Below are 17,914 nucleotides of genomic sequence, written 5' to 3' on the forward strand. Positions count from 1 at the left end.
TTCTCACCAGGCTCGTCACGTCGGGCTCGTCACGTCGGGCTCGTTCTCGCCAGTGACAGGCGGCTTGGCCCTACAGTGGATGGGCGATGAGATCAGCCGAGACCATGAGCCGCACCCGCGACGCCATCCTCCGAGCCGCGGCCACCGCCCTGCGCACCCACGAACGCGCTGGAATGGCCGACATCGCCGCCGCCGCGGGAGTCGGCAGAGCCACCCTCTACCGCCACTTCGCCAACCGCGAGGACCTCCTGCTCGAACTCGGCCGCTTCGCCGCCGAAGAGTCGATCAGAGTCCTGGACGAGGCCCGCATCGACGGCGTCCCCCCTGCCGAAGGCATCGCCAGACTCACCCGGGCCCTGCTGACGACAGGACGTGAGTTCTGGGTCGTCAGCACGCATCGCACCCAACTCTGGCCCGAGGAGGAAGAGGTGGGCCACCGGCTCCGCACCCTCGCCGAACGCGGTCAGGCCGACGGCGTGCTCCGAGGGGACATGCCTGCCGATCAGCTGGCCGTGCTGCTGGGCGCGCTCATTCTCGGGGCGCTCAGTTTGCCGCCGCTGTCGAACCTCGGGGTCGAGGACGCCACGGATGCGATCGTACGGCTGTTCCTGGAGGGGGCTCGGGCCCCAGGCTAGAGGGGCGCCGACGTTTCGTTTCGCCGGTTGCCCAGCTGTGGGCTTGTGTCGACTGTTGTCCAACCGCTGGCTTGTGCCGATTGCCCAGCTTCGAAGGGCTCTCACCAGTTGCCCGCCTACCTGGGCGTCTAGACGCGTAAGTCCTTAGTCGGGGTCAGTGATCGTAGGCGATCAGCGATCGGGTGATGGGCTGGCCGGTTGCGCGGTTGTGCCAGATCGCGGTGGTCAGGGCGAGGATCCGCTGGGCTATGCGCACCGCGACGCCCGTTGGGGTGCGGGCGCCGTGCAGCTCGAGGTCAAGCTGGCTTTTGAGGGTGTGATGCACGGATTCGATGAGCTGGCGGATCGGCTTGAGCAGATGCTCGCCTGGGCGGGGTGCGCGGTTGCGGTGGGAGGGACGCAGCAGCCGCACGCCGCGGTCGGCGAGGTAGGTGTCCAGTTCGGCGGAGATGTAGCCCTTGTCGGCGATGATCAGCAGGCCGGGCCGGTCGGTGAGCAGGGCGGGATCGTGGTCGCAGACGGCCGTGAGCACCTGGCGTTCGTCGATGCCGGGGGTGGCCAGCGCCCAGGTGACGGGGAGTCCTGCGGGGGTGCAGACGAGGTGCAGGCGCAGCCCCCAGAACCAGCGGGCGTGGGAGCGGCAGTAGCCGTAGCCGGCCCAGCCGGCCAGCTCGGATCGCAGCGCGGTGGGGCGGGAACGGCCGCATTCGACCGGGGTGGAGTCGACGATCCATACGTCGTCGTGCCACAGGTCGGTGTCGGTGGCCAGGGCACGTATGGCATGTTTGAGCAGGGGCAGGGCTTTGTGCAGGCGCTTGTTGTAGCCGGATTGGCCGGGCAGGTACGGGAAGGCCCCGGGCAGGTGAGCGGGCACATAGCGCAGCCAGCGGGCTTGGGAGCGGACGCCGAGCAGGACCTGAGCCACGGCCAGGGTGAGTAGCTCGGCGTCGGTCAGCTTCGGCGGTCGTCCGAAGCGCGGGGATGTCTTCAGCCAGTCGTCGATCGCCACGTACAGTGCGGTGAGAAGGGTGTTGAGGTCTTTCGTCACACATCGATCCTCAACACCCTTCGCCATTCCCGCACTGGCATGGAAGCGACTTAGGACTTACTCGTCTAGGGGCTCTCGATGGTTGCCTGCACACCTAAGCGCCTAACGGCTCTCGACCGCCAGCCGTACGCCCAGGGCGATCAGGACCGTGCCGCTGATCGCGTCCAGGCGGCGGCGGATCGCCGGACGCCGGAACCACGCGCCCGCCCGTCCGACCACGGCCGCCAGCCCCAGGTACAGCACGACCTCGATCGCCACCTGGAGCGCCGCCAGCCAGGCGGTGGTGGCGAACAGCGGCCGATCGGCGGGCACGAACTGCGGATAGAACGCGATCATAAATGCCGCGATCTTGGGATTGGCCAGCATCACCACCGCCCCCTCCCCGAACGCCCTCCACCACGACAGCGCCGCTTCCCGCTCCTCCAGTTCCTCGCCCCCCGCACTCCCCCGCCGCGCCGACCGCCAGGCCTTCACCCCGAGGTACAGCAGAAACCCCGCCCCCACCACACGCAGCACGAGAAAGGCCACCTCAGAAGCGGCCACCAGCGCCCCGAGCCCCGCAGCGGCCAGCAACGCCCACACATACAGCCCCGCCTCGAGCCCCAGCACAGTGGGCACCGCACCGGAGAACCCCCGAAGCGCGGCACGCCGCAGAATCAACGCCATAGCCGGCCCCGGCGAAGCCGAAATCACCACAACCGCAAGCGCAAAGGCAAGAAGCGAAGACGTCTCGACCATGACGCACATCATGTCCGCGCCAACGCCACCCCCTCAAGACATTTAGCACCGAGCACCTTCGCCGAGCACGTCTACCGGGAACGTCTACCAAGGACGTCTGCCGGGCGCATTTGTCTCGCGCCTTTGCCTCGCGCTTCTGCCGAGCGCGTCCACCTCGTGCACGTGCCGAGCGCTTTCACACCAAGCGCGTTTCGCGCCTAGGCGCTTCCCAAACCGGGCGCTCCGGGATGCGCAGGGTGCCCAGCATGACCGGGAACCCCCGCGCACCCGATCAGACCAGACTCTCCAGGTCAGACAAGACCCTCCTGGTCAGACCAGCCCTTCCCGCTCAGACCAGACTCTTCTGCATCAACACGGTGTCCACCCACCGGCCGAGCTTGAACCCCACCCCTCGCAACCGCCCCACCTCGCCGAACCCGTACGCCCTGTGCAACGCCCCGGAAGCCTCGTCCCCCGTATCGGCGATCACCGCGATCACCTCCCGCACCCCGCCCGCCGCACACTCCGACAGCAACGTCGCCAGCAGCGCCTTGCCCAGCCCCTTGCCCGTCCAGCCCGGCGCAAGGTAGACGGAATCCTCCACCGAATGCCGATAGGCCGGCTTGAGCCGCCAAGCACCCGCATAGGCGTACCCGGCCACCTCCCCCTCCACCTCGACGACCAGGAACGGCAACCGCCTCTCCTGCAGCCCGTACAGCCGCTCCCGCCAGTCGTCCACCGAGGGAGGCGTCTCATCGAAGGTGATCACAGTGTGCTCGACATAGTGCGCATAGATCTGCGCAACAGAGACGAGATCCACCGGCGTGGCAGGACGAATGACCATACCGCCCATCCTCCCGCACCCAACGCCACCACAAGGGCCACTACTCCGGATCAGCCCCTCACTCCCCGTACAGCGCGACGATCAACTCCTCCACATCACCCGCCACAAGGGTCCAGCAGGGCCTCCGATCGAACCCGAGATACAGAACACGCGGCCGCCCACGCGACACCCGATAATCCAGAACCACCGGAACGAGCAGCCCACCAATAGCGAGACCGTCTTCCTCGGCAGCGGCGGTCAGGCGAGCTCCATGACCAGCAGATTCCGGCAAGGTCACTCCGTCATCCGATCCTCATCGAACCCGAGTTCGTCCTCTATCCCCAAAGCCACCGCGGCATGCCAGCGAATCGGGTCCGGCCAGTCCTCCGCAGTCATCTCCCGCAGAAATCCATCCGCCTCACCGGTGCCGAACTCACTCAAAGCGAGAACGGCTTTCTGCGTCAGCCAATAAGCCGGAGCATCGGACACCACCGAACGCGCGACCAGCCCATGAATCGCACGTGCGGCACCCGCTGCCCGTATCTCCCCGAGGATGTCCACGAGGTCCTCGACATCAAGCCCCGGCCGATCCCCCTCAAGCAGCCCGCTGAGCTCCTCCCCAAGCCCAGGCGGCGCGAGCGGAGCGGCAAGATTCGCCAGACGGCCCACCCTCGGCCAGTCCCCGTGACGGGCTGCCCGGCGAATCCAACCCACGATCAATTCCTCGACCTGAGGATGCTCCCGAACGATGGCCCGAGCCTGCTCGGGAGTGACAAACCCGGTGATCAGCGAGTCGACCTCGCCAAGAAGGAATTCGTCACTCCCGAAACTCATTACCAGTCTATCCTCTCGAATCCAAGAATTCTGGAGTTGAATACATCGACCGAGCCCGGCCTGAGGCCGAACGTCTGCGCTCCCCGCTCCATCTTCAGATGGACGGCGGCCATGTCGGAGCCGATATCGTCAGGCATTTTCCCGGCGGCCGTGAGCGCATCCCTCGTCCCGTCCGCCATTTGGAAGCGTACCAGCACGGTGTACTTGTCGGCATTTCTGCCACCCCTTCTCGTGAATCTGTCCCTCAACCCTTCGAGGTATTCACGTGACTGGGTGACGAAGTTCTCAGTCCCCTTGACCGTAATGCTGCCACTGTTTTCACCGAGCTGCTTGAACTCCTTCTCGCTCATCGCCCGGTAGAAGGTTTCGCAGTTGTGGACGAGGACATCTGTGGTCCCGGCGTACACGTAGTACGTGTGGATGTCGGCGACCGTGAGGTTGTAGACGCGTTCGTGCTGGGTCCATTGCTTGACCGCGCTTACCTGGACGTATGTCCCGGCGCTGGTGCGCAGCCATATGCCGGGCTCGAGCTGGTCGGCGTCGAGCCACTTGCGCTGGTCCCGCACCCAGAACGGATGGTTGTCGGTCGCCACCAGTTGGCTGGTCGCCGTGCCATCGTCGCCGTCGGTGTCGACGGTGATGCGGACCAGGTTCTTTTCGCCCTCGCCGCGGATGAGGCCGACGACCGGTTCGGTCTTGGTCTCTCCCGTTTCGGGGTCGGTGGCGATGACCTGGTCACCGAGGTCGACCTTTTCGATGGGCTTGCTGGTGCCGTCGGCCAGCAGGACCGGCGTGCCTGCGACGAAGCTGTTCTCACACTTGGCCGCTGGTTTGGGCTTGGTCTTCGCCTTGGCCTTGGCGGCCAGTGCCTTGGCCCGTTCTGCCGCTTCGGCGGCCACCTTCTTCGCGTATGCCTCGGCTGCCGCCTTGGCCGCGGCCGCCTTTTCGGCTGCTGCCTTGGCTGCTGCCGCTGCTGCGGCCTTGGCGGCTTCGGCGGCTCGTTCGGCTCCTCTCAGGATGGCTTTGGCCCAGTTGAGTTCCTTGAAGAAGGTGATGACGGCTTTGCCGGCTCGCCAGATGGCCTCGATGATCTTCTTGGCCTTGAAGATCTTGCCCCAGGGCAGGTTGCCGACCACGGCCATGACGCAGGCGCCGAGGTCGCCGTTGAGGCAGTTGATGATGTCGTTGATCCCCAGGACTTCCATGAGGATCTGGCCGCCGGCCTCCAGGATGACGTCCAGCACGCTCTTGTTCTGCAGCTGCTGGGCCTTGGCCACGTCCTCGGGACTCGGCCCCGGGTCGACCTCCTGGTTCGGCGCGGTGCCGCCGCCTCCTCCTCCGGCGTCGAGGACCATGCCGGTCGGGTCGGTGTAGACGAGCGGGTTGTTGGCCGCGTAGGTGTAGGCCGAGCTCTTGCCGATCCCCGTCGGCATGGCGTCCGTCGCGGTGAAGCGGCCGGTGCCCGGGTTGTAGTTGCGTGCTCTGAGGTAGTAGTTGCCCTCGCCGCTGGTCTGGTCCTGGTACGCCCCGGTGAAGCGCATCGGGTTGTCGGGCGCCTGCTGGGAGGGAGGCGCGGTCAGGGTGGGCCCGGTGCGGGGATTGCCGAACGGGTCGTAGTCGTAGCCCGCTTCCACCTGCCCGCCGGGGGCGAGCATGTTGGCGACGCCGCCGAGCCAGTCGTGGGTGTAGGCGTGCGCGGCACCGTTGAGCAGGGCGAGGGGCTCGTCGTCGGGGCCGTAGGCGAAGCCCTGTCGTTCCACCGTGGCGCCGTTGCCGTTGGTGGTGGTGTCCAGGGCGATCTGCGGCAGGGTGCCGTTGGTGTCCCAGCTCCAGCGCTGGGTGGCGGCCAGGGTGCCGCCCGCGGTGCTGGTGGCCGCCGACAGGCGCAGGCCGGTCGCGTCGTAGGTGAAGGCGGCCTTGTTGCCGTTCACCGTGGCGGTGGCCAGGCTGTTGTCCAGGTTGTAGGTGAGCCGGTCGGCTCCGGCCCGGATCTGGTTGCCGTTGACGTCGTAGCCGAAGTCACGCGCCACCACCGAGCCAGGCTTGGCCACGGTTTCACGGGTGAGCTGGTCGGCGGCGTCGTAGGCGTAGGTGGTGGTGTCGTTGCCCGCGCTGCCCGTGCGCTTTTGGGAGGTGCGGTTGCCGACCAGGTCGTAGGTGTAGTCGATACGCCCGGCCATCTGCGAACCCGTCGCGCAGCTGGTGGCCGAGTAGCACGCCGAGGTGACCCGGTCGACGTTGTCGTAGGAGTAGACCACCGCCTCCGACGCCGTCCCCCTGGTGGTGGTGACCTTCGTCGGGTTGCCCACCGGGTCCAGCGTGAGATCGAACGCCGAGACCGGGGCCGCGTCCCCGTCGGCGGTGCGGATGGAGGTCAGGCGTCCGGCGTCGTCGTAGGCGCGCCTCTCGCTCAGCCCGCCGCCCGGCAGCGTCGTCGTGGTGCGGCGTCCGGCGGCGTCGTAGGCGAAGGTCCAGGTGCTGGTGCCCCCGGCGATACCGCCCGCGACCTTGTGCTCGGTCTGACGGGAGTCGTCGTCGTAGGCCGCGCTGACCTGCGTGCCGTCCGGATACGTGCGCGAGGTGATGTTGCCGCGCTCGTCGTAGCCGTAGGTGAACCTCTCGTCGTCGAGCCCGGCGGTCTTGCGGGTGACCGTCGTGATCTGGTCCTCGTCGTCGTAGGCCACCTCGCGTACCCCGGCCGGGTCGCCGTAGGCCGTGGTGCGGTCCTTGGCGTCGTAGCCGTAGGTGTAGGCCGGGCCCTCCGACCCCAGGGCGGTCTTGGTGCGGCGGCCCCGGATGTCGTAGGTGTTGACGATCGTCCGCTTCAGCCGCTCCTCAGGGCTGACCCACTCCGGCCCGTTGATGGTGATCGCCGACAGCGCGTTGTTCTCCGCGTCGTAGGTGACCTCCACCCGCCTGGCCAGCGGATCGGCCCGCGTGATCAGACGCCCGGCATCGTCGTAGGCCATCCGCGTGTACCGCCCGGCCGGATCGCGCACCGACTCCAGCAAACCGTCCACGCTGTACCCGTACACCGTCGACCTGGCGGTCGGATCCGCCGGGTTGTACGGCGTGTCCGGGGTGTGCACCGTCGCCGGGAGGTCGTCCTCGCGGTAGGTGTAGTGGGTGGTGCGGTTCTTCGGGTCGGTGCTCGCCGAGACCCTGCTGGTCGCGTCGTAGGCGATCGTGGTCGTCGCGCCGAGCGGGTCGATGGACTTGACCTGGTTCCCGGCCTGGTCGTACTCGTAGCGGGTGGTGAACCGGGCCGGATCGGCGCCCTCCAGGTTGCCACGCGGCTCGGTGACGCTCACCAGCAGGCCGTCGTCGTCGTACTTCCAGGTCGTGACGCCGCCCGCCGCGTTCGTCTCCTTGATCCGGTTCCCGGCGGGGTCGTACTCGGTCCTGGTCGCCTTCCCGCCCGGATCCTTGATCTCGGTCTGACGACCCGACCGGTCGTACTCCATGGACGTCTTACGGCCCAGGTTGTCCGTGGTCGCCGTGACCTGGCCGGTCTTGTCGCGCTGGAAAGCCGATGACTTGCCCAGCTCGTCGGTCTTGTTCGTCGTCCGGTCGAGCGGGTCCACCTTGATGTCACGCTCGGTGAAACCACCCCCGGGATACGGCGTGCGCACCCGGATCGGATTGTCGTTGGCGTCGTAGAAATAGGTCGTCGTGAAGTCCGCCGGATTCGCGCCGGGCTCGTTACCTCGTGGCGAGACCACGGTCTTCAGCAGGCCCTTGGCGTCATACCCGTACGTGGTCGTGATCGGGGCACGCGTGCGCAGATGCACCAGGTCGGCGGACTTGCGGCCGGCCGCCGTGTAGGTGAACGTGGTCGTGCGGCGTTCGTCGTCGACCGTCTTGAGCAGACCGTTGGCGAAGTACGCGTAGACCGTCGTCTGGCCGGTCGGCGTCTGGGTGCGGATCTTGCGACCGGTCTCGTCGAACCCGGTGCGCCAGGCCCCCGTCTTGCCGGGCTCCAGCGTGCTGAGCAGCCGGTCCTGGGCGTCGTAGGCGTACCGGGTGGTGTAGGCGGCACGATTGCCCCCCGCCACCAGGCCGCGCGGATCGACCGAGGTGAGGGTACGGCCGGTCACGTCGTAGGTGACCTCGTTGCGGCGTCCGGTCGGCGAGATCACGGCCTTCGGCATGCCGGTGGCGTAGTACTCGTACCTGGTGACCTTGCCGCGCTGGTCGGTCGTCGTCAGGCGCAGGCCGCGCGTGTCGTAGGTGTGGGTGATGTCGTTGTTCTCGGGATCCACACTGCGGACCAGCTCGTTGAACTCGTTGTAGGTGTCCTTCCACACCTGGCCATTGGCGTCGGTGTGCTCGGTCGGATTGTTGTTCGCGTCGAACTTCGTCCTCTCCGAGAAATCCAAAGACTTCGGCGCGTCCGCGCGCACCCGGTTGCCGTTGGCGTCGAACGTCGCCTCGTGCTGGTACTGATTGCCGTTCACCACCAAATCACGGTTCAGCGCAGGGTCATACCGGTGGTTGTCGGAATCGCCGGTCGCACGCTGGGAGTAGACCAGCGTGTTGCCCTTGTACCCGTCCCAGATCGTCACACCGTCCGGGTCGGTCGTCGACGCCTCCTCCTTCCCGGCATCCCACCCGAACACCGTCTGCCTGCCCAGCGCGTCCTGCTGCGACGTCACCCGCCCGTCGGCGCCGTAGACGTTCGACACGATCGCCACATTGTGCGGATCCACCACCTGCGAGAGCAGGCTGTTGGCGTGGTAGGCGTACCGCCACGCGAAACCACGCGCGTCCAGCACCCTCGTCAACAGGCCACCGGTGTAGAAGTAGTTCACATTACGGCCGTCCGGCAGACTGATCTGCCTGATCAGACCGCCCTCGATCCGTACCTCGACGACCCGGCCGGAGGCGTCGGTGATGTTCACACCGAGCCCCTCGTACGCCAGCGTCACGCCGACGTCGCGGGCGTTGCGCACCGAGACCAGGCGGCCTTGGGCGTCGAAGGCGTAACGCACCTGGCGGGGCGTCTTCAGCTCCCAGCCGCTCGCCGTCTTGCGCAGCGTCGAGCGCACACCCGGCGGGCGCTTGTAGGAGTCGCCGTCGGCGGTGTACCTGGCCTGGGCGCCGTCCTCGGCCCTGACCAGCACGGCGCCCTCGCCCGCCGGGGTGACCCGCATGTCGTAGGACCAGTTCCAGCCCGGCCCCAGCGGGCTCGCGCCGCGGTTCATCGACGAGTACGTACGAGCCGACACGAACTGCGGCCCGAACGACGCCATCGCGAAATCCTGCTCGGTCCGCACATACGCCCCCGTACCGGTATTCACACCCGACGCACGAGAGGCCTGCCCGGCCGCGGTCAACGCCAGCGCATTGCCACACCCGCACCCGGCCGCCTGCTCGTTCGGCACCGGCGGCGGCACCGACGTGACACGCGGCTGCGCCTCACCCGACGGATTCGACACCACCTCACGCCCGTCGCCGAACACCGCGGCGACCGTCACGAAGTACTGCTTGGCCGGGTCCAGCACCCAGCCGTCCACAGCACCGAACGAACGACAGAACTGCCCGCCCGAACCGCAGTACGACGACGCCAGATCCGCACGCGACACCAGCGACGAGGCCTGCTCGGTCTGCGACTCCACGTCGTACAACCGCACCCGTGCGCCGGTCCACGACGGATCGACGCCGGAGCCGTTGAAGTAGGTGATCAGCGAGGTGTCGCCCAGCGCGTACCCGGGGCGCAGGTCGAGGTCGGTGAAGCCGTCGTCGGCGACGGCGGCGGGCCTGGCCACCAGCGACGACCACCTGGCCCCGGCCAGCTCGACCGGCTTGCCCTCGGCTTTCGCGCCCAGGGGCACGACCGGCGGCCGTTGGGCCGGGGCCTTGTCCGGGCGCACACCGGCGGGCAGCGGCCGGTTGACCGGCCCGGCACCCGCCTTCACCTGCGCCACGGGTGGCGGATCCGCCGCCGCCGCGATCGGTACGGGAGCCCATAAGAATGAGGCGAGAAGAGTGGACACCACGGCCAGGATCAGAATCCGGGCACGCCGAACAGAACGCTTGTCGCGCATGGGCTTCAACCCCCGTTGAATAGTCCCCGGGCTGAGAGTTCAGCCATTCATTTCCATATCGGAGACAAGCAGGGCTTCAGGGGGTGCGCAACCCGTAATTTATAGGGGTGGCATTCCGTCATTTCGCTCGGGAATAGGCGGCGAGCAGTTCAGCGGCATCGCCGCCGATTCCATACCTGGCAGTTCATCGGGAACGTCACCTTCCGCTTCCTCACTCAGTGCGAGGAATCGACTCCCTTTCCCAAAGAATGCGCGATATCGGTCGCCGCCGCATATCCGAACGTCATCGCCGGGCCGAGCGTCGCCCCGGGCCCCGGGTAGGTCTCGCCCATCACCGCGGCCGATGCGTTGCCCGCGGCGTACAGGCCTTCGACGGGGGTGCCGTCCGCCCTGACGACCCTGGCCTTGGCGTCGGTGACCACGCCGCCCTTGGTGCCGATGTCGCCGGGCCTGATGGGGATGGCGTAGAAGGGGCCCTTGTCCATGGGGGTGAGGTTGGGATGGGGCAGCGTGGGGTCGCCGTAGTAGGCGTCGTAGGCGCTGTCGCCGCGGCCGAAGTCCTCGTCCCTGCCTCGGGCGGCGAGGGTGTTGAAACGGTCGACGGTGGCCTGGAGCCTGGCGGGTGCGACGGAGATCTTCGTGGCGAGTTCGGCGACCGTGTCGGCCTTCCTGATGAAGTCGCCGCGCATCCACGCCTTCTTGAACGGCTGGCCGGGGAAGTGCCCGAGCATGAGATAGCGGTTCTTCGTACGCTGATCGATGATCATCCAGGACTCGACGGCGTCCTTGGCGTACATCGTGTCGACGAACTCGTGGTACGGCACGGCCTCGTTGACGAACCTGTCGCCGTCGCGGTTCACGATGACCATGCCGGGCACGGCCCGGTCGGTGACGAGGAAGACGGGCGCGGCGCCCGAGGGCACGGCGGTGGGCATGCCCCACACCCTGTCCATGAGGTCGAGCGTGGCTCCGGCCGCGACGGAGGCGGCGATCACGTCACCGGTCTGGCCCGGCGCCGCCGAGGTCCACCGGGCGTCGGTCGGGGCCGGCAGGTACTGCTCACGCAGGGCCTGGCTGTGCGAGAACCCTCCGGCGGCCAGGATCACACCGCCGCGTGCCTGGATGCTCTTGCCCGAAGCCCGCACCCCGGCGACCCTGCCGTCCTCGACGACGAGGTCCTCGAACGGCGTGTTCACCCGGACCTGGCCGCCCGCCTCGGCCAGCGACAGCCGCAGCCTGCCGACGAGCGCCTCCCCGAGCGAGGCGTAGCGTGCGCCGGTCAGCAGCGAGGTGACCGCCCGCATGCCGATCCTGAGCGCCATGCGCCTGCCGCGCCACGTCCTGGAGATCATGTTGACCTTGTGGAACTCGCGGGAGTTCATCACCATGCCGTAGGTGGGCAGTTCGGCCCGGCGCATCGTGGCCCGCAGATGGCCGAGCTTGCGCAGGTCGAACAGGACGGGCTCGACCGACCTGCCGAGCGGCTTGCCGCCGGGCCGCTCGGGATAGTAGTCGGAGTAGCCGGGCGTGTACTCGAAGCGCATGTGCCGGGTGCGTTCGTGCAGGAAGCGCACCATCTCGGGACCGAGGTCGAGATAGGCCTCAAGGCGTTCGCGCGGCACGCGGTCGCCCACGGTCTCCTTGAGGTAGAGCGCGGCCTCCTCACGGCTGTCGCGCAGCGCGGTGCCCTCCAGGTAGAGATTGCCCGGCACCCAGATGGCTCCGCCCGACAACGCACTGGACCCGCCGTACGTGGCCGTCTTCTCGATGACGAGTGCGGTGAGCCCGCGCAGCCTCGCGGTGAGGGCGGCGGCCAGTCCCGCGGCTCCCGAGCCCACCACGACGACGTCATAGCTGTGGTCCCAGTGCATCGCTACACCTCTTTCTCATGACGAGACACCTATGTCTCATACTAGCGATGCGGGCCAATCCAGCAGCCGTGCTCCGAGTACGGCCGTCTCCAGCGTGAAGCGCTGCGTCGGATCGTCGGGCGAGAAGCCGGTCAGCCTCCTGACCCGCTCCAGCCGATACGTCACCGCCCGCACACTCACCCCCAGCCGCCTGGCCGCCGCCGTCTGGTTGCCCTGCGCGGCGAAGACCGCCTCCAGCGTCTCCAGCAGCGGCCCCGGCCCGCCCCTGGCCTCGAGCAGCGGGCTCAGCACCGTACGGATCAGGTCCTCGATCGCCTCCCTGTCGCGCAGCAGAACGGGGAAGACCAGCAGATCGGCCGCCTTGAGCACGTTCGCCCGCAGGCCGAGCCTGGTCCCGAGATCGAGTGCGCCTCCCGCCTCCCTGAAGGAGGTGACGATCCCGGCCGGGCCCCTGTGCGGGCGGCCGATCGCCACCCTCCAGCCGGGCGCGTCGTCGGCACGCACCCTGTGGGTGAACTCCCCCGTCGCCGCCGCCAGCGAGGCCGGAGCCACACACACGAGCAGCCCCTCCCGCACCGCCACCAGGATGTTGTGCGACCCAAACCTGGCCACCAGGTCACGCTCGATCCGCCCGGCCACCCCCTCCTGGTACGGCCGCGCCGAGCCCGCGACGGTCACCGTGTACGACTCGGCCAGGCGCAGGCCGAAGTGCTCGGCGCGTTCGGCCAGCCGTTCGGCCCTGCCCTGGAGCAGGTCGTCGACGAACTCGCGTCTGGCCTTCTCCTCCTGGCGCAACGCCTCTCGCTGGGCGTCCTCGTACCCGGTCAGCAGGGCGGCGACCGAACGGCGCAACTCCGGGCCGACGACCGTGCCCTGCGCCGCCTCCAGCGCCGCCTCGACCAGGGTGCGCACGGGGACGCCCAGCTCGGCGGCGCTGACACCGCACGCATGCCAGTGCGCCCTGGGCTCCGCGCCCGCCACCAGCTCGCGCAGCCGTTCGCCGAGCAGATCCATCAGACTCCCAGGTCGCGCCTGTCGAAGGTGAGAACCGCGATGAGCACGAGTACGGCGCTCGCCCCCGCGAGCACCAGGTAGTCCCCGACCGGAAAGCCGTGGTGCAGCGGCTGCCCTTCGAGGTAGTAGCGGAACGGCGAGACCCCCCTGAGCCAGCCGACGGCCTCGACGCCCTTGCCCAGCGTCTGCACCGCGTAGCCGGTCAGCGCCACCGCGCCGACGACGGTCAGCGCCAGGGCCTTGCGCCCGGTCGCGGCCCCGACCGCCAGGCACAGCGTCCCGAACAGCAGCGCGATCAGGTACAGACCGACGTGCCCGGCCACCAGCCTGGAGAACGGCACGCCCATCCCCACCGCCGAAGCCACCCCCCACACCACGCCGAACGTCACCACCGCCACGCCGAGCAGCCCGAGCGCCATCGCCGCGAACCTCTCCAGCAGCAGCCTGCGCCGCCGTACCGGCAGGGTGACGGTCAGCTCCAGCGTGCCCGACTCCTCGGGCGCGGCGATCGCGCGGCCCGCCATGCCGGTCGCGCACAGCAGCAGGAGCAGCGGCCCGAACAGCTGGTACACCAGCGTCTGGAGGAAGCCGGCGCCCGTCGTGAAGTCGCCGAGACCGCCCATCAGGTCGCGCAGCACGCCCGGGTACTTGTTCAGCACCAGCTGGCCGTACAGGTGGGCCTCGGCCTTGACCTGGGTGAAGAAGGCGCCGTACCCGCCGAAGAACAACGACGTCCCGAGCGTCCAGCCGATCAGCGGCCTGCGGTTGTCACGCAGGGCCTTCGCCAGCAGCACCGGCATCACGCGCCTCCTCGCTGTAGTAGGTCAGGAAGATCTCTTCGAGGTCGGGCTCGGCGCTGACCAGGTGGACGACGGTGAAGGCCGCCGCCGCCTTGATCAACGCATCCGGCCTGCCGTCGATCGTGCAGCGCAGATGGGCGCCTTCGATGCGCAGCTCCCGCACACCGGGCAGCCCCTTGAACGCCTCCGGCGGCACCGGCGCGTCGAAGTGGAACTCCACCTTGCGCACCGCACGCTCCCGGAGCGCCGCCACCTCCTCCAGGGCGATCAGGCGACCGGCGCGTACGATGCCGACCCGGTCGGAGACGTGCTCGACCTCGGCCAGCACGTGCGAGGACATCAGCACCGTGCGGCCTTCGGCTCTCGTCTCGCGCACCATGGCCAGCACCTCCTGCTGGACCAGCGGGTCGAGGCCGCTCGTCGGCTCGTCCAGGATGAGCAGGTCGGGGCGGTGCATGAAGGCCTGGATCAGGCCGACCTTCTGCTTGTTGCCCTTGGAGAGCCTGCCCATCGGGACCGACAGATCGGCGTCGAGCCGTTCGGCCAGCTCCGTCACCCGCCCCTGCGGCACGCCGCCGCGCATCGCGGCCATGAAGGCGAGGAAGTCCTTGGCCTTCTCCCCGCCTTCGAGCGCCAGTTCGCCCGGCAGGTAGCCGATGCGGGCCCGTACCTCCGGGTCGCGCGAGTCGTGCCCGAGCACGGTCACGCGGCCTCTGGTCGGTCTGATGACGTCCAGGACGAGTCTGAGCGTCGTCGTCTTGCCTGCGCCGTTCGGCCCGAGATAGCCGAAGACCTCTCCGGCGCGGATCTCCAGGTCGAGGTCTTCCAGTCCCCTGCGCCCGCCGTAGAACTTCGTCAGCCCCTCGGCTCGCACCACTGCTGTCATGGCGTCGATGTTCCTCCGGGCGGGTGGCCCGTGACAGGGCCGAACCCGGACATCTGGCCGCCGCTTCCGTTCCGTGCTCCAGAAAGTTTTAAATTCCGAAAATTCGAGTTATCGTAGATCCATGCATCTCCTTCCCTCGCTCGCCGACATCGTCGCCTCGGCCGCCACCTTCGCGCCCCGCCTCAAGGACACCGAGTCGCTGCTGGCCTACCTCACCGCCCATCCCGGCGACGTCGCCCTCGTCACCACCGGGCTCGCCCACAACGCCGACGTCCTGTTCCCCGTCGCCTCCGCCATCAAGGTCGTGCACCTGCTTGCCTACGCCCAGGCCGTACGGCAGGGCACCGCCGATCCCGGCGAACCGGTCGAACTCGCTCTCTGGCGCGCCTACCACCTGCCCGGCACCGACGGCGGCGCCCACGACAAGGCGCTCAAGCGCCTGCAGGCCGGACCCGTCGTCACCCTCGACCAGGTCGTCTCGGCCATGATCGAGGAGAGCGACAACGCCGCCGCCGACCTGCTGCGCGACCGCCTCGGCCCCGACCACCTCGCCGAGATCGCCGCCACCCCCGTGGGCCCGGTGAACGGCGAACTGCTCAAGGAGTACGGCAACCGCCCCGGCAGCGCCGACGCGTGCCTGCGCCGCCACATCGAGCACGGCGACGTCAAACTCAGCATGGGCCGACTGTCCCGGCAGGCCGCCTGGGCCGACACCGTCACGCGCCTCACCCCCGCCGCCCTGCACACCGCCCTGACCGCGTGCTGGGCCGACCCGCTGGCCGCCCAGCACCTGCGCTGGCCCATGCGCAGGCCCGGCGCCACCCCCGAACCGGTCATCGGCGTCAAGCCCGGCGCACTGCCCGGCGTGCTCAGCGAGGCCATGTCCGTCCACACCCAGGCCGCCGGCGCCCGCCACACCGTGCTCGCCCTGCGCCACCTGCCGCTGTCGACCTGGCTGTCCGGGACGCTCGGCTATGCTCTGCAGCAGTTCATCGCCCGGCTTTCCACCGATCCCGGCTTCGCGCCCAGGGTCGGGCAAGCCCTCCAGCCCGAAGCGAGGCCGCTCTGACCGACGAGACGCGCATCCAGTCGCTGGAGGCCAGGGTCGCGGCGCTTGAGGCGTCCATCGCCCGGCCTCCCGCCCCGTCGTCCACCACCGTCTCGGCATCCGGACGCTTCGAGTACGGCGGGCAGGCCGAACTCGGCGGCCAGACCTGCGAATGGCATGCCGTACACGACCCCGCCGACCTGCTGACCCTGCCCACCGCGCCCATCGCCGCCGTCCTGGCCGCCGCCGGGCACCCCGCACGCCTGGACATCCTGCGCCTGCTCACCGCCGGCCCCCGCGCCATCGCCGACCTGCAGTCCGCCCTGGGCCTCGCCTCACCCGGCCAGCTCTACCACCACCTCAAGACCCTCCAGTCGGCCCACCTGGTCGAACAGCCCGAACGCGGCGTCTACCGCGTCCCCCCCAAGGCCATCTTCCCCATCCTGGCCCTGACGGCAGCCGCCCAGGACACCACGCGTTAGGGGCCGACCTTCAACGGCTCAGGCAGCACCACCTTTTCTTTCCCGCCGAACCTCCGGCGCGCCTTCACCACGACCACCCGCGTCACGGCGGCTCCCCGCTGATAGGTACGGCCGCGCACGAACAGCAGGTCGGTCGCAATCATGATCAACGAGAACGACGCCAACCCCATCAACACACCGATTCCCGCATGCATCCCGGTCACAGCGACCAGACCGAGCCGCCTCGTCACCGTGTTCAGCATCAACAAAGGGAACAGCAGTTGCACGAACACCGCCGTGTACGTCCCGGCGGTGACGAGCAAGGCATTGTCGTACACCAGTTCGCTCAGCCACGGGAACGGCTGAAACTCCGTCACCCGCAGCGTGTAGTACAACGCCGTCCCGTCCTGCCACATCTCACCGCGTACCTTGAGCAGACCCGCGTTCATGTACAGGATGCTCACCTGCAGCAACGTCGCCAGCAGGGCCGCGTTGTGCAGGACGCCTCCCAGCCTCCGGCGCAGCCCGTCCCGCACCTCGACCGTGCCCCTTCTACGGACGTCGAGCGACCAACGGCCCGACAGGTCGGCGAAACACAGGTAGATCAGGACGAGTTGCATGAGGTTGTCGCCACCGTCGAGCACCCACGGCTCCCGCTGGTGCCACGACCACACCATCGCCGCCAGCAACGGCGTCACCCACCGCGTCCGCCAGCCCAGTGTGAACAGTACCGCAAGCCCGATGAAGGCGTGGTATACCACCTCGAAGAACCATCCCGAGTCGGTCAGCGCGAAGATCGAGAACGTGCCTTCCTCGGCCAGGCTCTCGTTCAGCAGGCCCACCGTCCACGGCGACTCCGGCCCCCATAGCACCCGCCGATCGCCGTATGCGGTCAGCAGCAACCCCAGCAACACCACGCCGTAGCCGATCCGGAGCACCGCCAGCCCGTAGAGTCCGTGCCGAGCCCCCGAGACCCACTCGACCGCATCCCACAACCGGGCCCGCCCACGCGCCCAGAGCCGACGCGGCGATGGCAACACGTCATCCTGTCGCACGTCGCTCACCGGTGCGCCTCCTTCCACAGCCGCACCGCATGCGCCGAGACCTTCGCCGGCTGCCACCACCCGAAGTCGCCGTAGGTCCGCTGCCCGTCCTTCCGGCTCACACCCGCGCGCTCGTCGAACCGCGCGAACACGTGGTCGGTGACCCGCACCTGCACCGCGCTCACCCCGTCACCCCACCGCGCCCTGGCGGCCAGCGTCGCCACCGCCCGCATGTGCCGTACCGCCTGCTCCTGGAACACGGGATCCGCCGTCTCCTCCTCCCCTTCCTCTTCCTCCTCCTCAGTCCCGGCGGGGCTCTCCGGTGCCACGTCGGCATCGGTCATCATCTGCCGCGCCCCGCCCACGATCCGCGACGTACGCCTGGGGAACAGCGAGCCCTCGACCATCCGCATCTCCGCCACGGTGATGTCCTCCCAGCCCGTGTGCCGCTCCCACCCATCGGCGTTCTTGACCTTCGCCCGCACCTGCACGGCGGGGTTGTAGTCGATGGGATCGGGGGCGAACAACTCCCAGTTCTGGCCGAAGTACGGATTGATGTAGCCGTCGACGACCGATGCCCCCTTGTCGTAGACCGGATTCCAGGGCGCCACGTATAGGAAAGTCAGGAGAAAGTGTCCGGTGAGTGCTGCGGCGCAACCGAAAATCCCACCTAGCACCAGGCGCCTT

At 68.6% G+C, this 17,914-nt stretch carries 14 protein-coding genes; 3 read left to right on the forward strand and 11 right to left on the reverse strand.

The genetic code is table 11. The features are described from left to right. The first annotated feature begins 86 nt into the window (after positions 1–86). Positions 87–635, forward strand: a complete 549-nt coding sequence (locus ACTWNK_RS34760) for a TetR/AcrR family transcriptional regulator (RefSeq protein WP_474309149.1) — start codon at positions 87–89, stop codon at positions 633–635. Between the two features lie 154 nt (positions 636–789). Here the strand turns inward: ACTWNK_RS34760 and ACTWNK_RS34765 are convergent, their stop codons facing one another. The 9 genes from ACTWNK_RS34765 to ACTWNK_RS34805 all read right to left on the reverse strand — a co-directional run bounded on the left by ACTWNK_RS34765 (position 790) and on the right by ACTWNK_RS34805 (position 14,675). Then, complete coding sequence (locus tag ACTWNK_RS34765) at positions 790–1,683, reverse strand: IS982 family transposase (RefSeq protein WP_474309150.1); 894 nt, start codon at positions 1,681–1,683, stop codon at positions 790–792. 102 nt (positions 1,684–1,785) lie between these two features. Then, positions 1,786–2,433, reverse strand: a complete 648-nt coding sequence (locus ACTWNK_RS34770; protein ID WP_474309151.1) for a LysE family translocator — start codon at positions 2,431–2,433, stop codon at positions 1,786–1,788. A gap of 316 nt (positions 2,434–2,749) precedes the next feature. Continuing rightward, complete coding sequence (locus ACTWNK_RS34775) at positions 2,750–3,244, reverse strand: N-acetyltransferase family protein (RefSeq protein ID WP_474309152.1); 495 nt, start codon at positions 3,242–3,244, stop codon at positions 2,750–2,752. 273 nt (positions 3,245–3,517) lie between these two features. Continuing rightward, the gene (locus ACTWNK_RS34780) at positions 3,518–4,057 is read right to left on the reverse strand and encodes a hypothetical protein (protein ID WP_474309153.1); all 540 of its coding nucleotides are present in this window, start codon (positions 4,055–4,057) and stop codon (positions 3,518–3,520) included. After that, on the reverse strand, positions 4,057–9,984 hold the full coding sequence (locus ACTWNK_RS34785) for a polymorphic toxin-type HINT domain-containing protein (protein ID WP_474309154.1): 5,928 nt from the start codon (positions 9,982–9,984) through the stop codon (positions 4,057–4,059). The genes ACTWNK_RS34780 and ACTWNK_RS34785 overlap by 1 nt, the downstream gene beginning before the upstream one ends. A 335-nt stretch (positions 9,985–10,319) precedes the next feature. Further along, a complete protein-coding gene (locus tag ACTWNK_RS34790) occupies positions 10,320–11,975 on the reverse strand; it encodes an FAD-dependent oxidoreductase (protein ID WP_474309155.1) in 1,656 nt (551 codons plus the stop codon). Between the two features lie 36 nt (positions 11,976–12,011). Continuing rightward, complete coding sequence (locus ACTWNK_RS34795; RefSeq protein WP_474309156.1) at positions 12,012–12,989, reverse strand: PucR family transcriptional regulator; 978 nt, start codon at positions 12,987–12,989, stop codon at positions 12,012–12,014. Next, positions 12,989–13,789 carry an ABC transporter permease subunit gene (locus ACTWNK_RS34800; protein ID WP_474309157.1) on the reverse strand — a complete coding sequence of 267 codons (801 nt, stop codon included), beginning with the start codon at positions 13,787–13,789 and terminating at the stop codon, positions 12,989–12,991. Before ACTWNK_RS34800 ends, ACTWNK_RS34795 begins: the two co-directional genes overlap by 1 nt. Then, a complete protein-coding gene (locus ACTWNK_RS34805; protein ID WP_474309158.1) occupies positions 13,758–14,675 on the reverse strand; it encodes an ABC transporter ATP-binding protein in 918 nt (305 codons plus the stop codon). Before ACTWNK_RS34805 ends, ACTWNK_RS34800 begins: the two co-directional genes overlap by 32 nt. A gap of 121 nt (positions 14,676–14,796) precedes the next feature. Between ACTWNK_RS34805 and ACTWNK_RS34810 the strand changes: the two genes are divergently transcribed. Together ACTWNK_RS34810 and ACTWNK_RS34815 are read left to right on the forward strand one after the other, a co-directional pair. Then, a complete protein-coding gene (locus ACTWNK_RS34810) occupies positions 14,797–15,744 on the forward strand; it encodes a serine hydrolase (RefSeq protein ID WP_474309159.1) in 948 nt (315 codons plus the stop codon). A 215-nt stretch (positions 15,745–15,959) separates the two neighbouring features. Beyond that, a complete protein-coding gene (locus ACTWNK_RS34815) occupies positions 15,960–16,205 on the forward strand; it encodes an ArsR/SmtB family transcription factor (protein ID WP_474311069.1) in 246 nt (81 codons plus the stop codon). Here ACTWNK_RS34815 and ACTWNK_RS34820 read toward each other — a convergent pair. Both ACTWNK_RS34820 and ACTWNK_RS34825 read right to left on the reverse strand, forming a co-directional pair. Beyond that, entirely contained in the window at positions 16,202–17,248 is a 1,047-nt protein-coding gene (locus ACTWNK_RS34820; RefSeq protein ID WP_474309160.1) for an HTTM domain-containing protein, read from the reverse strand. The two genes, ACTWNK_RS34815 and ACTWNK_RS34820, sit on opposite strands and share 4 nt — an antisense overlap. After that, complete coding sequence (locus ACTWNK_RS34825) at positions 17,245–17,838, reverse strand: DUF5819 family protein (protein WP_474309161.1); 594 nt, start codon at positions 17,836–17,838, stop codon at positions 17,245–17,247. Before ACTWNK_RS34825 ends, ACTWNK_RS34820 begins: the two co-directional genes overlap by 4 nt. Between the last annotated feature and the right edge of the window lie 76 nt (positions 17,839–17,914).

The organism is Nonomuraea sp. IBHARD001 (assembly GCF_056106265.1).

Coding starts and splice junctions, on each gene's coding strand:
- ACTWNK_RS34760 (WP_474309149.1), top strand. CDS start 87: ATGAGATCAGCCGAGACCATGAGCCGCACCCGCGACGCCATCCTCCGA.
- ACTWNK_RS34770 (WP_474309151.1), bottom strand. CDS start 2,433: ATGATGTGCGTCATGGTCGAGACGTCTTCGCTTCTTGCCTTTGCGCTT.
- ACTWNK_RS34775 (WP_474309152.1), bottom strand. CDS start 3,244: ATGGTCATTCGTCCTGCCACGCCGGTGGATCTCGTCTCTGTTGCGCAG.
- ACTWNK_RS34780 (WP_474309153.1), bottom strand. CDS start 4,057: ATGAGTTTCGGGAGTGACGAATTCCTTCTTGGCGAGGTCGACTCGCTG.
- ACTWNK_RS34790 (WP_474309155.1), bottom strand. CDS start 11,975: ATGCACTGGGACCACAGCTATGACGTCGTCGTGGTGGGCTCGGGAGCC.
- ACTWNK_RS34795 (WP_474309156.1), bottom strand. CDS start 12,989: ATGGATCTGCTCGGCGAACGGCTGCGCGAGCTGGTGGCGGGCGCGGAG.
- ACTWNK_RS34800 (WP_474309157.1), bottom strand. CDS start 13,789: ATGCCGGTGCTGCTGGCGAAGGCCCTGCGTGACAACCGCAGGCCGCTG.
- ACTWNK_RS34805 (WP_474309158.1), bottom strand. CDS start 14,675: ATGACAGCAGTGGTGCGAGCCGAGGGGCTGACGAAGTTCTACGGCGGG.
- ACTWNK_RS34810 (WP_474309159.1), top strand. CDS start 14,797: ATGCATCTCCTTCCCTCGCTCGCCGACATCGTCGCCTCGGCCGCCACC.